The organism is Burkholderia sp. WTPI3, assembly GCF_021483755.1.
Lineage (GTDB): Bacteria > Pseudomonadota > Gammaproteobacteria > Burkholderiales > Burkholderiaceae > Burkholderia.
In genome coordinates, this window is the sequence record NZ_JAGIXF010000009.1 from 74,241 (window position 1) to 87,916 (window position 13,676).

Here is a 13,676-nt window from a genome sequence, read left to right on the forward strand (position 1 = left end):
GGAGCACGGCCGGGATCGTCCCGCCGCGTCCCGCCCGGCTCGCTTAACCTTGCTTCCCGGCCTTGATCCTGGCCATTTCCTCGTCGCGCAGCGCGCGGCGCAGGATCTTGCCGACGTTCGTCTGCGGCAACGCTTCACGGAATTCGACGAATTTCGGCATCTTGTAGCCGGTGAGATTCTTGCGGCAGTGCGCGAGCACGTCCTCGACGGTCAGCGCGGGATCGCGGCGCACGACGAATACCTTGATCCGCTCGCCCTGTACTTCGTCAGGGATGCCGATCGCCGCCGCTTCGCTGATGCCGGGATGCATCACGAGCACTTCCTCGATCTCGTTCGGATACACGTTGAAGCCCGAGACGAGGATCATGTCCTTCTTGCGGTCGATGAGGCGGATGAAGCCGCGCTCGTCCATCACGCCGATGTCGCCGGTGCCGAGCCACCCGTCGGCATCGATCACCTTCGCGGTCTCGTCCGGCCGCTGCCAGTAACCGCGCATCACTTGCGGGCCGTGCACGCAGAGCTCGCCCGGCTCGCCGATGCCGGCCCAGGTGCCGTCCTCGCGTCGAAAGCGCACGACGGTCGACGGTGCGGGCAGACCGATCGAGCCGCTGAACGCGGCCATGTCGGTCAGGTTCACCGGATTCATCGTGACGATCGGCGAGCATTCGGTGAGCCCGTAGCCTTCGACGACCGGCCGGCCCGTGACCTGGTGGAAGCGCTCCGCGACCGCGCGCTGCATCGCCATCCCGCCCGCCATCGCGAGCTTGAGCTTCGAAAAGTCGCGCTTGCGGAATTCCTCGTTGTCGAGGAAGGCGTTGTACAGCGTATTGATGCCGGTGATCCCGGTGAAGGTCTCGTGGCGGATGATCTTCATCACCATGTTCGTATCGCGCGGGTTCGCAATCAGGATGTTGCGCCCGCCGAGTCCCATGAAGATGAATGCGTTCACCGTCAGCGAATAGATGTGATAGAGCGGCAGCGGTGTGAGCACCGTCTCGACGTCGCCGGTGACCTGGTCGGCGATCCAGGCCTTCGCCTGCAGCAGGTTGGCGATCAGGTTGCCGTGCGTGAGCATCGCGCCTTTCGCGACGCCGGTCGTGCCGCCGGTGTATTGCAGGAACGCGAGGTCGTCGCGCGTCATCGGCACCGGCTGCGGCTTGCCGCGCATGCCGAGCGCGAGTGCGGAGCGCAGCCGGATCGCCTGCGGCAACTGGTAGGCGGGCACGAGCTTCTTCACGTGCTTCAGCACGAAATTGATCAGGCGTCCTTTCGCATTGAAGCCGTCGGCGAGCAGGTCGCCGAGCGCGGTGACGATGATGTTCTTCACCTGCGTTTCCGGCAGCGCGTCCTGCAGCGTGCGCGCGAAATTCTCGAACACGACGATCGTCTGCGCACCGCTGTCCTTCAACTGATGCGCGAGTTCGCGCGCGGTGTAGAGCGGATTGACATTGACGACGATCGCGCCGGCCTTCAGCGTGCCGAACAGTGCGACCGGGTACTGAAACGAGTTCGGCAGCATGATCGCGACGCGATCGCCCGGCTTCACGCCCGTGCCTTGCAGGTACGATGCGAACGCGTCGACTTTCTGCGCGAGCGTGCGGTAGGTCATCGATGCGCCTGCGCTTACGTAGGCGACGCGTTCGGCAAAGCGGGTCGTGCATTCGTCGAAGAATTGCACGAGGGACGCATATTGCGTGACGTCGATCTCGTGCGGGACGCCGGGCGGGTACGACGCGTACCAGATGCCGTCGGTGTTCGGCGGGAGCTGGGCCGCTGCGGTGGCTGCGGATGCTGACATGATGGTTCTCCGGTGTCTCGGCGAGAGTGAGCGCGTCGGCGCTTGTTCCTGCCCGATATTGTGCAGTCGACGAAAGCCCGCGCGCCGGCACGGCGCCGCACGACATTCGTTCGGCCCGGGCCTGCGCGTGAACGCGGGCCGCATACATGGGCGCCGAACCGGCACGAACGCTTGCATGTCCGCGCGATCCCGCACCCCGCAAGTCATCGATGAAATGCCGCCTGCGCGGCCGTCGGTGGGATCAGTTCGTCGGGTGCAGCGTGACCGTATCGGCGCCTGCCATACCCGGTATCAGCCCGAATGCCTCGCTCGCGCCCGCATCGTCGAGCACTGCGGCGAAGATCGACAATTGCGCGCTGTCGGGCATCGGGGCCTTCAGCGCGGCGACGATCAGCGAAGACAGCCGCGCGATCATCTGCACGTCGTTCATCGTGCGGCCTTGCGAGAATTCGTCGATCAGGCTTTCGGTCTCGGCACCGGCGAGCGCGCCGGACAGCGCGCCGATCGCGAAGTGCAGCCGCCAGCCGAGCTCCGTGCGCGGCAGGTGCGGCAGCGCACGCTGGAACGCGTCGAAGAAACGGCCCGCGACGCTTGCGTAGTGGGCGGTCAGGAAGTTGCGCACGAATGGCGACGGGTCGGTGTACGCGCGGCCGATCAGCCGGAGGAACGCGGGGCCGCCGCGTTCGGGGTCGCGCGATGCCTTCAATGCGGGAATGAACATCGCGCCGAGCACGTGCTCGCAGGTGATGTGCTCACCGAGCTGCGCATCGAAGCGATCGAGGATGCCGAGACGTTCCTGGTTGAGCTGATCGAGCCGTCGAGACAGCATCGCGTGGATCAGCGCTTCCTTGCTGCCGAAATGGTAATTGACCGCTGCGAGGTTCACCGCCGCGCGCGACGTGATCTGCCGCATCGACATTGCCTCGAAGCCATGTTCGATGAACAGATCCTCGGCCGCATCGAGAATCCGCGCCTTCGTCCCGCCGGCCTGTCGAGTGCCGGATGACCGGCCGCCGGACGGCCGTCCGGCAGACGATCGCCCCTCCTGACTTACTGCCATGTTCCGCCTCCCACGCCGGTTTCCCGGCCGCGAACTGGTGATTTGATTATCTGATTCAAACAGCCGTTTTTATTAAGATAAAAAAACGCGGGCGGAGCGGGCAAGCGGGGAATCTGGACAAATTCCTCTAGTTCGATGTGCAGGTGCGGAAAGTCATTCGCGCGCCCCCGGCGGGACGGGGCGCGCGCGATGATGCGATGCGGCAATGCGTGCGATCAGTTCACGGTGGTACGCGTATTGACCGATTGCGTCATGTCGATGCCGCGCCGCTCGCGGCTGAACAGGATCAGCACCGCGATCACGACGGCCACGATGCCGGCGACGAGCGCGAGCGCGTAACCGTAGTTGTTGCCTTGCGAAACCGCGAACGACGCCTGCATCGTCGCGTTACCCGACGCAAGCAGGTTGCCGAGCTGATAGACGACACCGGGGAAGGTCGCGCGAATCTCGTCGGGCGAAATCTCGTTCAGGTGGACCGGGATCACGCCCCATGCACCCTGCACGGAAATCTGCATCAGGAACGCGCCGGCGGCGAGCGCGACCGGGCCGCTCGAGAATGCCCACAGCGGCAGCACCGGCAGCGCGATCAGTGCCGCGATGAAGATCGCGCGGCGGCGGCCGATGCGCTCCGAGATCGCACCGAACGACAGGCCGCCGACGATGGCGCCGATATTCAGCACGATCGTGATCCACGACACGGTGTGCGGATCGAAATGGTGTTGTTCGCGCAGGAAGGTCGGGTAGAGATCCTGCGTGCCGTGCGAGAAGAAGTTGAACGCGGTCATCAGCACGATCGCGTAGATCGTGAGCTTCCAGTTCTGCTGCAACGTGGCCCAGAGACTCGGCCGCGCACGCTTTTCCATCTGCTTCCAGGCCGGCGATTCGGGCACGTGCGTACGCACGTACAGCACGAGCAGCGCGGGCAGTACGCCGACCATGAACATCCCGCGCCAGCCGATGTACTGGTAGAACAGGCCGAACACGATCGACGCGAGCAGGTATCCGCTCGGATAGCCGGCCTGCAGCAGGCCCGACACGATGCCGCGTGCATGGGTCGGCACGGTTTCCATCGTCAGCGCGGAGCCGACGCCCCATTCGCCTCCCATCGCGATGCCGAACAGCGCGCGCAGTACCAGCAGGGCGGTCAGGCTCGGCGCGAAGCCGGATGCGAGTTCGAGCACGGAGTAGCACGCGATGTTGACCATTAGCGTCGGACGGCGACCGAAACGATCGGCGAGCCGGCCGAAGATCAGTGCGCCGAGCGGGCGCATGGCGAGGGTCAGCGTGAGCGCGAAGGCGACGGCGGGGATCGTCGACGCGAATTCGGCGGCGATGTCCTTCAGCACGAAAACCATCAGGAAAAAATCGAACGCATCGAGCGTCCAGCCCAGATAGGCGGCGATCGTGACGTTGCGTTGTTCGCGGGTCCAGCTCATGTCCGAAGTCTCCTCGTTGGCTAGCGCGCTTACGATGTGCAGAGGGACGCCGACCCGGCTGCGCGCGGCGCGGGGGCATGGATCGAGTGTAGGCCGCAGCGTCGTGCGATGTGGGGCGCGATAACGTCGAATCGGGAATAATCCCTACGAAATGAACTGTTGCGAAAGCGAAAACGGAGGGCGGCGAGCAAAGCGACAGGCGGATGTATCATTGTGGAAGGCTTTTTGTATCAATTATGTAATGTGCTCGATGCACATCGCCGTCGAATCAGGAGTCCGGATGACCGAACGTTGTGCTGTTGCGTTGCCCGTGTTCGAGACCGAGAGGCTGTGGCTGCGTCCGCGCGTGCTGGCCGATCTCGACGCGAGCATCGCGATGGATCGCGATCCCGAAGTCACGCGGCATATCGCGGGTCCGTGGCACGATCCGGTCGAGCATCGTCGTTTCGTCACGCACCGGATCACGCGCGACTATCCGCCCGGCCTCGGCTACTGGTCGATCTTCGAGAAGCACGCGCCCGACGTGTTCGTCGGCTGGATCCTGCTGATTCCCGACTATGCCGACGGCGCCCGCGATGTCGAGATCGGCTGGCGGCTCGTGCGCGCGGCGTGGGGGCGCGGCATCGCGTGTGAAGCCGCGGCGGCCGTCGTGCGTCACGCGTTCGACACCGTGCGGCTGCCGCGCGTGATCGCCGATATCGCCGAGGCGAACACGGGTTCGCTGAACGTCGCGCGCAAGCTCGGCATGCGTCGCGTGAATGTCGTGCACGACGGGATTCCCTACGTTCGCCACCGTCTCGAACGCGACGATCTGCGCGCGTAATTGCCGTGTGCCGGCGCGGCCGGTTGTCAGAGATGGTCAATCACGCGCGCATCGAGGTCGTGACGTATTAACGGCTCGCAGGATCAGGAGTATCGTTGCCGGAAATCAGCAACATGGGGTACGACCATGGCACTCGGCAACGACGTTCATCTCATTCCCCTCAGGCTCGACGCGTTGCGTCCCACGCAGATGACGGTCGGCTATCGCGAAGTGAAAGCGAAGCGCAAGCACTGGAAGGCGCTCGACAAGCGCGCGCGCAAGGCCGCAATCGAATCGCACTGGTTCCCGGCCGTCCTCGGCCCGGACGGCCTGCATTACATCACCGATCACCATCATCTCGGCCTCGCGCTGATCGAGGAAGGGGAGTCGCGCATCAACGCGATGCTGCTGAAGGATCTGTCCTGGCTCGACGACACGATCTTCTGGCGGATGATGGAACACAACCAGTGGGTGCATCCGTTCGGCGCGGACGGCTCGCGTCGCGACTACGCGCATCTGCCGAAGGCGCTCACGGGGCTAGAGGACGATCCGTATCGCAGCCTCGCGGGCGAACTGCGCACGGCGGGCGGTTACGCGAAGGACGCGACGCCGTTCAGTGAATTCCTGTGGGCCGACTACCTGCGCCAGCACGTCACGCTCGACCAGATCCGCAAGAATTTCGCGAAGGCGCTCGACGTCGCGCTGCATCGCGCGCACGACCAGGACGCGCGCTATCTGCCCGGCTGGTCGGGCGTCATCGCCGTCAAACCCTGAAACGCGCACGGTGCCCATCGCTCCATGACGACCGTCCCGATCCGCCCGGATGCCGGCCCGCAGCATGCCGACCATTTCGCTGCAGTCGTTGCGGCGCCGCCACCTCCGACGCAGCGCATCGGCCTCGATGCGCTGGCCGGCCTGTCGATCGCGGGCCTGCTGATTCCCGAGGCCGTCGCGTATGCGGGCCTTGCCAACCTGCCGCCGCAGGCGGGCCTCATCGCGCTGCTGTCGGGGCTCGTCGTCTATGCGCTGACGGGCAGCAGCCGTTTTGCGATCGTGTCGTCGACGTCGTCGTCGGCAGCTGTGCTTGCGGCGACGGTGCTGGCCGAGTCGGGGATGGCGCTTGCCGCGCAGCTCGCGCTGGCAGCTGCGCTCGTCGCGATGACGGGCGTGCTATTCATCCTCGCGGGTGCGGCGCGGCTCGGCGGCATGTCGGACTTCGTGGCACGTCCGGTCCTGCGCGGCTTCACGTTCGGGCTGGCGCTGACGATCGTCATCAAGCAGTTGCCGAAGATTCTCGCGATCTCCGTGCAGCATAGCGATGCGCCGCGCGTCGCGCTCGATCTCGTCACCGGAGCGCCGCATGCGAACCTCGCGAGCGTTGCGCTCGGCGCGGCCGCGCTCGCACTGCTGTTCGTGCTCGGGCGCCGCTCGCGCGTGCCCGCGACGCTCGTCGTGATCGTGCTGTCGATCGCGGCCGGCTACGTATTTGACTGGCAGCACTACGGGATCGCGATCGTCGGGCACATCGACTTCCGGCACCTCGAATTCGGGTTGCCGCACCTCGACCGCAATGCGTGGATGCAGACGGTCGAGCTCGCGTTCGCGTTGATGCTGATCCTGTATGCGGAATCGTACGGATCGATCCGCAACTTCGCGCTGAAGCATGGCGACAGCGTGTCGCCGAACCGCGATCTCGTCGCGATCGGGTGTGCGAACCTCGTGTCGGGATTGCTGCACGGAATGCCGGTCGGCGCCGGCTATTCGGCGACGTCCGCGAACGAGGCAGCCGGCGCGCAATCGCGTTTCGCGGGGCTGTGGGCCGCCGGCGTGGTCGCGCTGATCGTGTGGTTGCTGCTGCCGCAGCTCGCACGCACGCCGGAGCCCGTGCTCGCGGCGATCGTGATCTTCGCGGTCAGCCATTCGCTGCATCCCGCGGTGTTCCGGCCGTATTGGGTGTGGCATCGCGACCGGCTCGTCGTGATTGCCGCGCTGCTCGCGGTGCTCGTGCTCGGCGTGCTGCACGGGCTGCTTGCGGCAATCGGTGTGAGCCTGCTGCTGACGTTGCGCAAGTTGTCCGAGCCGAATGTCAGCGTGCTCGGCCGGTTGCGCGACGGTCACGACTTCGTCGACGTCGCGAACCATCCGGATGCGAAGCCCGTGCCGGGCGTGTTGATCGTGCGGCCCGAAGCGCAACTGTTCTTCGCGAATGCGGACCGCATGCTCAATCGCGTGCGTGCGCTGATGAAGGCCGCACCCGATACGCATGCCGTGATGCTGAGCCTTGAGGAAACGCCGGACGTCGACGGCACGACGATCGAGTCGTTGCGTACGTTCGCGGCCGAATGCGCGGCGCGCGGGCTGCTGTTCTCGATCGTGCGGCTCAAGGAGCACGCGCTGCATGCATTGCGTCGTGCGGCCGACGATACGCTACGCGATGATGCAATGTCCGAACTGAGTGTCGACGAGAGTCTGCAGGTGCTGCAGGCGGGCGGCAACGGCGCGAAGGGCGGTGCGTGACGATGCGGCGAGCGCCGCGTAGTGCCGCCCAGCGCCGTCTAGCTGGATAACGCGGTGTCGGCCGGTTCGACGGCAGCACGGTTCGCGATGACGTCGGCCACCTCGGCGGCCGTCGGCGCATACGCGCCTGCGTGCGCACAGGCGACCGCGGCACAGGCTGCCGCATAGCGCAGATGCCCGGCAGCCGTTGCGTCGGGGCAGGCGAGCTGGCTGGCGAGCCAGCCGCCGATGCTGGCGTCGCCGCAGCCGACGGTGTCGGCAACCTCGGTCGCGAACGCCGGCTGAAACAGCACGGTATCGCGATGCAGCAACTGCATGCCGGACGCACCGCGCGTGACCAGCACGGCCGCATCCGGCGCCCACGCGCGCAATTGCGCGAGCGCGGCGGCTTCGTCGAGTTCGGGGAACAGGCCGCGCAGATCCTCATCGGATACCTTGATCCAGTCGGCGAGTACGGCCAGCCGGCGCAGCGTGTCGCGATACGACGGCGCGGCCATCGGTGCCCGGTAGTTCGGGTCGAACGAGATCCGCTTGCCGGCTGCGCGCGCGGCCTGCACGAGCTCGATCAGCCGCGCCGCGAGCGGCTCGCGCACGACGCCGAGCGAGCCGACATGCACGATCTCGGCCGCCTCCAGCGCACCGTCGGGCAGGTCGGCCGGATCGAATGCGAGATCGGCGCTGTGCTCGCCGATGAAGAAGTAGTCAGGCGGCTGCTTCGACACGACCATCGCGAGTAGCGGCGCGCGCTCGACCTGCCGGATGAAGCGCAGGTCGAGCCCGGCATCGGCACTCTTGCGCACCAGTTCATCGCCGAAGATGTCGCTGCTGACCGTGCCGGCGAATGCGGTCGGCACACCGAGCCGCGCGCCGACGCGCGCCACGTTCCAGCACGAGCCGCCGGCGACGCTGCGCCAGTGCTGCGCGTCGTCGCGGATGAAATCGGTCAGCGCTTCGCCGAATACGATCAGGCGGGGAAACGTCGTCGTCATGTCGAAACCTTGTGCCGCGGCGTGTCGCACGGCACAGCAGCAGTTGAGGTGAACGGGCGCGCGCCGACGTGTGGCGCGGCCCGGTACGGCGGGCACGTGGCGCGATCAGCGCGGGCTGCTCCAGCCCTTGTAGCTCTTCACGTTGTCGCGCGTGATGAGCGTCGGCTCGATCAGGATCATCGGATTGGCCGGTTTCTGGCCGTTCATGATCCCGTAGCCGACGTTCACGGCCTGCTGCGCCATCGCCCACGGATCCTGGCTCGCCGACGCTTGCACGAGCGTATTGGACTTCAGCGCCACTTCGATGTCGGGCGCGCCGTCGACCGACGTGATGACGATACCCGGGCGGTTCAGCTGTTTCGCCGCGAGATCGCTGCCGATCGCCTGCGGATCGTTGATCGTGAACACGCCGTCGAGCTTCGGAAAGCGCGTCAGGTAGCCCTGCATCGCATTCATCCCGCCTTCGCGCGAGCCCTTGCCGTCCTGGTCGCTCGACAGCAGCTTGATGCCGGGGTTCTTCGCGAGCACGGCCTTGCAACCGTTCACGCGGTCGATCACGGCCGACACCTGCGGGCCGTTCTCGATGATCACGTTGCCACGGCCGTTGAGCTTCTTCGCGAGGAAGTCGCACGCGAGTTCGCCGGCCTTCACGTTGTTGGTCTGCACAGTCGCGTTCGCGCCGGCGGCCGCGACGTCGACCGCGACGACCGTGATGCCGGCCGCCTGCGCCTTCTTCACCGCCGGCTCGATCGCCTTCGGGTCGGTCGCGTTGAGCAGGATCATGTCGACGTGCGCGGAGATGAAGTTGTCGATCTGCGTGAACTGCTTGTTCAGGTCGTAGTCGGCCGACACCGCGGTGACCTTGGCGTTCGGATTGATCTGCTTTGCGCGCGCTTCGGCGCCTTTGACGATCGTGACGAAGTACGGATTGCCGAGCGACCCGACCGTGACGCCGATCGATTTCAGCGGCTTGTCGGCTGCGTGGGCGGCGGCAGTGCCGAAAGCGAGTGCGCAGGCGACGGCGGTCAGGGCGGCTTTGTGCTTGAACATGTCGTTGTGTCTCCGGATGGTTGTTTGGCGGACGGGCGCGGGAGGATCGGCCTGCGTCCCGGGGTTGAATGGTGAGGAAACGATGTCAGGTGCGGGCGGAGTCGCGCTGGCGATAGCGGTCGAGCGCAACGGCGCCGATGATCACGAGGCCCTTGATGATGTATTGCCAGATATCGGATACGCCGAGCAGCACCAGGCCGTTTGTCAGCACCGCGATGATCAGTGCGCCGATCAGCGTGCCGACGATCGAGCCGACGCCGCCGACGAAGCTCGTGCCGCCGAGGATTACCGCGGCGATCGCGTCGAGTTCGTACGACTGGCCGAGCTGCAGGCCGTTGGCCGCATAGAGCCGTGCAGCGGACATCACCGCGCCGAGACCGGCGAGCAGGCCCGACGCCGCATACACGAACAGCTGGATCGCGCGCACGTTGATGCCCGACAGCCGTGCCGCTTCCGGATTGCCGCCGACCGAGTAGATCCGCATCCCGAGCACCGTGCGGCGCAGGATGAACCACGACAGCGCGATCACCGCGCAGGCGATGACGACGAGCCACGGCACGCCGAGGATTGTGCCGTTGCCGATGAACGCGAACGGCAGTTGCGGATTGAAGATGGTCGTGTCGTTGCCGATCAGTCGGGCGACGCCGCGCACGGCGGTCATCGCGCCGAGCGTGACGATGAACGGGGGCAGGCGCAGGAACGAGATCAGGCCGCCGTTGATTGCGCCGAACACGAGGCCGACGACAAGTGCGAACGGCACGCCGAGCCAGCCCCAGCCGGGAATGGTCGACGCGAGCAGGGCGGCGACGGCCGACGCGGCGAGCACCGAGCCGACCGACAGGTCGATGCCGCCCGTCAGGATCACGAAGGTCATGCCGGCGGCGAGCACGATGTTGATCGATGCCTGCTGCGTGACGATCGACAGGTTCTGCAGCGTGAAGAAGCCGTCGGTCATGAACCCGAAGCCGATGCACAGGACCAGCAGCACCGGCAGCATGCCGGCGGTGCGCATCAGCGACTGCATGCGAGCGCGATGATCGGCGCCGCGCATCAGGGGGGTACGGTTGGCGACCGGATGGGCCGTCGCGGAAGCGAGATTCCGCTGCTTGGTCGGGTTGATCATTTCGGTACCTTGAATGAAGAGGGAAATGAAGGGGGCGTGGTCAGTGCGCGTCGGCGAGTTCGGCCTGCGAGCCGGTCGCGAGCGCGATGATCGCTTCCTGCGTGATGGGGGTATGCGTGTGGCCGCCGAGTTCGCCGGCGATCTCGCCTTCGCGCATCACGAGCACGCGATCGGCGACGCCGATGATTTCCGGCAGTTCGCTCGAGATCACGATCACGCCCACGCCCGCGCGGGCCAGTTCGTTGATGATCCGGTAGATCTCGGATTTCGCGCCGATGTCGACGCCGCGGGTCGGCTCGTCGAGGATCAGCACGCGCGGCTTCGTCTCCAGCAGGCGCGACAGCAGCACTTTCTGCTGGTTGCCGCCCGACAGCGCGCCGACGTTCACGTTCGCGTTCGGCACGCGGATCGACAGCGATGCGATCGCGTCGCGCGCGCGTTCGGCGCCGCGTGCGAGATCGAGCGCGCCGAGGCGTGCATCGCGGTTGCACACGGAGATGTTGATGTTGTCGCGCACGCTCATGTCGAGGAACAGGCCCTGGCGCTTGCGGTCTTCCGTCAGGTAGACGAGGCCCGCGTCGATCGCGTCGCGCGGCGAATGCGCGCCGAACGTGCGATCGACCAGCTTCACGTCGCCGCGTGTGCGCGGTTCCGCGCCGAAGATCAGCCGTGCGAGCTCGGTGCGGCCCGCGCCGACGAGCCCCGCGATGCCGAGCACTTCGCCGGCATGGAGATCGAGGCTGCAGCCGCGCACGCGCTCGCCGTCGGCGATGTCGCGGACCGATAGCAGCAGGTGGCCGGGGTCGTACGGCGCATGTTCCTTCTTGTAGAAGCCGGAGATGTCGCGGCCCACCATCATCGCGACGAGCCGCTCGGCCGACAGCACGTCGCGCTCGAGCGTGCCGACGTAGGAGCCGTCGCGCAGCACCGACACGCGATCGGACAGTTCGTAGATTTCCGCCATCCGGTGGCTGATATAGATGATCGCGAGGCCTTCCTCGCGAAGCTGGCGAATCAGGCCGAACAGGTGCTCGGTTTCGCGCGACGATAGCGGCGTCGTCGGTTCGTCCATCACGAGGATGCGTGCACGGGTGTGCACGGCGCGCGCGATTTCGACGAGTTGCTGCTCGGCGATCGACAGCGTGCCGACGAGCGTGCCTGGGCCGAAAGGTGCGCCGAGACGCTCGAGCACGTCCTGGCAGCCGCGCGCCATCGCCGCGCGGTCGATGGTGCCCCAGCGCCGGTTGCCGCGGCGCAGTTCGCGGCCAACGTAGATATTTTCCGCGACGGTCAGGTTCGGCGCGAGGCACAGCTCCTGGTAGATCACGGCGACACCGGCATCGCGCGCGGCGAGCGGGCCGTCGATGTCGATGCGCTCGCCGTCGATCAGGATCTCGCCGCCGGCGTCGGCACGATAGGCACCCGACAGAATCTTCATCAGCGTCGATTTGCCCGCGCCGTTCTCGCCCATCAGGGAGTGGATCTCGCCCGGATAGACGGTCAGGCTGACGTTGTCGAGCGCGCGCACGGCCGGGAACGTCTTGCTGATCCCGCGCATCTCGAGCAGCGGCCGGGGCGACTCAGATCGCGACATGGTTGACCTCCTGCGATTCGGTGCGGGCGCCCTTGAGGATGCCGGCCCGCGGAGAGAAGTTGAAAAACATCGGCAGCGTCGCGGCGCCGATCGCACCGGCGTCGGCGCCGAACGTGCCGCGCACGAGTGTCGGCGTGCCGCGCGCTTCCGGGGCGGTGGCGACGAGTGCGGCGCGCAGGCGGCTCGTCACTGCATCGAGCAGGCCTGCATCGGTGTCGGCGTCGAGCACGACCACCGGCGCATCGACGACGCACAGCACCGCGCGCAAGGCCGGCGCGAGCGCATCGACACAGTCGTCGATCCATTCGTCGACTGCCGGCAGGCCGCGATGCAGGCCTCGAGATCGGCGTTTCGACCGTCTCGCCGTGATGGTGCAGGTGACGCAAATACGCATGCAGCGACGCGCGCGAGCAGGATGTCCCACGGGTCAAGCGGCGGGGCGCCGACACGAGCCGGCTCGGCGGCACCGGAATCACGGCGATGTCGCCGGCGTTGCCGGTCACGCGCAGGCAGTCGCCGTCGATCGCGATGCCGCCGCCGATCGCGGGTCCGATGAACAGGTAGACGGTCGTCGCACTGCCGGCTGTATCCGTAAACAGTTCGGCGATCGCGGCTGCGTTGCCGTCGTTTTCACCGAACACGGGTAGCGACAGCGTGCGCCCGAGATCGCTCGCGTAGTCGACGTCTTCCCACGCACGGAACGTGTCGGGCGCGAGGCCCAACTCGCGCATCCATGCGCCGAGGTTGTAGGGCTGGGCGACGCCGACACCCGTCAGGCGTGCGCGCTCATGGTCGGGCAGCAGGTCCTGCATCGCGTCGATATCGCGCCGAACGATGTCGAGCACGTCGGCGGGCGGGGGGAGCAGCGTGTCGTGCGAGCGGCGGCCGAGCACATCGCCGGCGAAATTGACGAGCGCCGTTTCGATGCGCATCCGGTCCAGATGGACGCCGATGCCGAACGCGCCGCGCGATCGAGACGGATCAGCGACGGGCTGGCTGCGCTGGCCTCGGTGCGGCCGGCGAATGATCAGCTCGCATCGGCGAAGCGTACGGCGATGATGCTGCCGACCGCTGTGCCCGTCATGTTCGCGAGACGCGTGAGGTCGGTTTCTCGACGCGCTGCCGGCACGGCGCAGCGTCTTCAGCAGCAGGCGCTCGTTATAACGGCGCACGCTGGCCGAGCGTTTCCCGGCTGATGCGGGCTTTCGCATGGCCTCCATGGGGCGTTGCCGACATCGCATTAAATAAATCATGTTGATTTATTTAACCGCGTGACAGACTGCATGTCAGCCTAGGGAAATCCCGGT

10 protein-coding genes and 1 pseudogene are annotated in these 13,676 nt (G+C 66.5%); 3 read left to right on the forward strand and 8 right to left on the reverse strand.

Annotated elements, in window-relative coordinates:
- Positions 1-43: 43 nt before the first annotated feature.
- The 3 genes from J7024_RS07445 to J7024_RS07455 form a co-directional block, all read right to left on the reverse strand.
- Entirely contained in the window at positions 44-1,798 is a 1,755-nt protein-coding gene (locus J7024_RS07445; protein WP_175750828.1) for an AMP-binding protein, read from the reverse strand.
- Between the two features lie 241 nt (positions 1,799-2,039).
- Positions 2,040-2,858 (reverse strand): TetR/AcrR family transcriptional regulator, encoded by an 819-nt coding sequence (locus J7024_RS07450; RefSeq protein ID WP_124825819.1) that lies wholly within the window; start codon positions 2,856-2,858, stop codon positions 2,040-2,042.
- A 215-nt stretch (positions 2,859-3,073) separates the two neighbouring features.
- Positions 3,074-4,294, reverse strand: a complete 1,221-nt coding sequence (locus tag J7024_RS07455; RefSeq protein ID WP_124825818.1) for an MFS transporter — start codon at positions 4,292-4,294, stop codon at positions 3,074-3,076.
- Positions 4,295-4,574: 280 nt separating this feature from the next.
- On the opposite strand from J7024_RS07455, the gene J7024_RS07460 reads away from it, so the two are divergent.
- From J7024_RS07460 to J7024_RS07470, 3 genes are all read left to right on the forward strand, one after another.
- Positions 4,575-5,117: a GNAT family N-acetyltransferase gene (locus J7024_RS07460; protein ID WP_175770616.1), complete on the forward strand. Its 543-nt coding sequence runs from the start codon at positions 4,575-4,577 to the stop codon at positions 5,115-5,117.
- Positions 5,118-5,243: 126 nt separating this feature from the next.
- A complete protein-coding gene (locus J7024_RS07465) occupies positions 5,244-5,870 on the forward strand; it encodes a ParB-like protein (protein ID WP_124825816.1) in 627 nt (208 codons plus the stop codon).
- 24 nt (positions 5,871-5,894) lie between these two features.
- Positions 5,895-7,613: a SulP family inorganic anion transporter gene (locus J7024_RS07470; protein ID WP_175760447.1), complete on the forward strand. Its 1,719-nt coding sequence runs from the start codon at positions 5,895-5,897 to the stop codon at positions 7,611-7,613.
- 38 nt (positions 7,614-7,651) lie between these two features.
- On the opposite strand, the gene J7024_RS07475 is transcribed toward J7024_RS07470, so the two are convergent.
- From J7024_RS07475 to J7024_RS07495, 5 genes and pseudogenes are all read right to left on the reverse strand, one after another.
- Positions 7,652-8,602: a carbohydrate kinase family protein gene (locus J7024_RS07475; protein WP_175750829.1), complete on the reverse strand. Its 951-nt coding sequence runs from the start codon at positions 8,600-8,602 to the stop codon at positions 7,652-7,654.
- A gap of 105 nt (positions 8,603-8,707) precedes the next feature.
- Entirely contained in the window at positions 8,708-9,652 is a 945-nt protein-coding gene (locus tag J7024_RS07480; RefSeq protein WP_124825813.1) for an ABC transporter substrate-binding protein, read from the reverse strand.
- An 85-nt stretch (positions 9,653-9,737) separates the two neighbouring features.
- Positions 9,738-10,775, reverse strand: a complete 1,038-nt coding sequence (locus J7024_RS07485; RefSeq protein WP_124825812.1) for an ABC transporter permease subunit — start codon at positions 10,773-10,775, stop codon at positions 9,738-9,740.
- 40 nt (positions 10,776-10,815) lie between these two features.
- The gene (locus J7024_RS07490; protein ID WP_124825811.1) at positions 10,816-12,369 is read right to left on the reverse strand and encodes a sugar ABC transporter ATP-binding protein; all 1,554 of its coding nucleotides are present in this window, start codon (positions 12,367-12,369) and stop codon (positions 10,816-10,818) included.
- Positions 12,356-13,580 (reverse strand): annotated as a pseudogene (locus J7024_RS07495) (ROK family protein). Before J7024_RS07495 ends, J7024_RS07490 begins: the two are co-directional and overlap by 14 nt.
- Positions 13,581-13,676 lie beyond the last annotated feature (96 nt).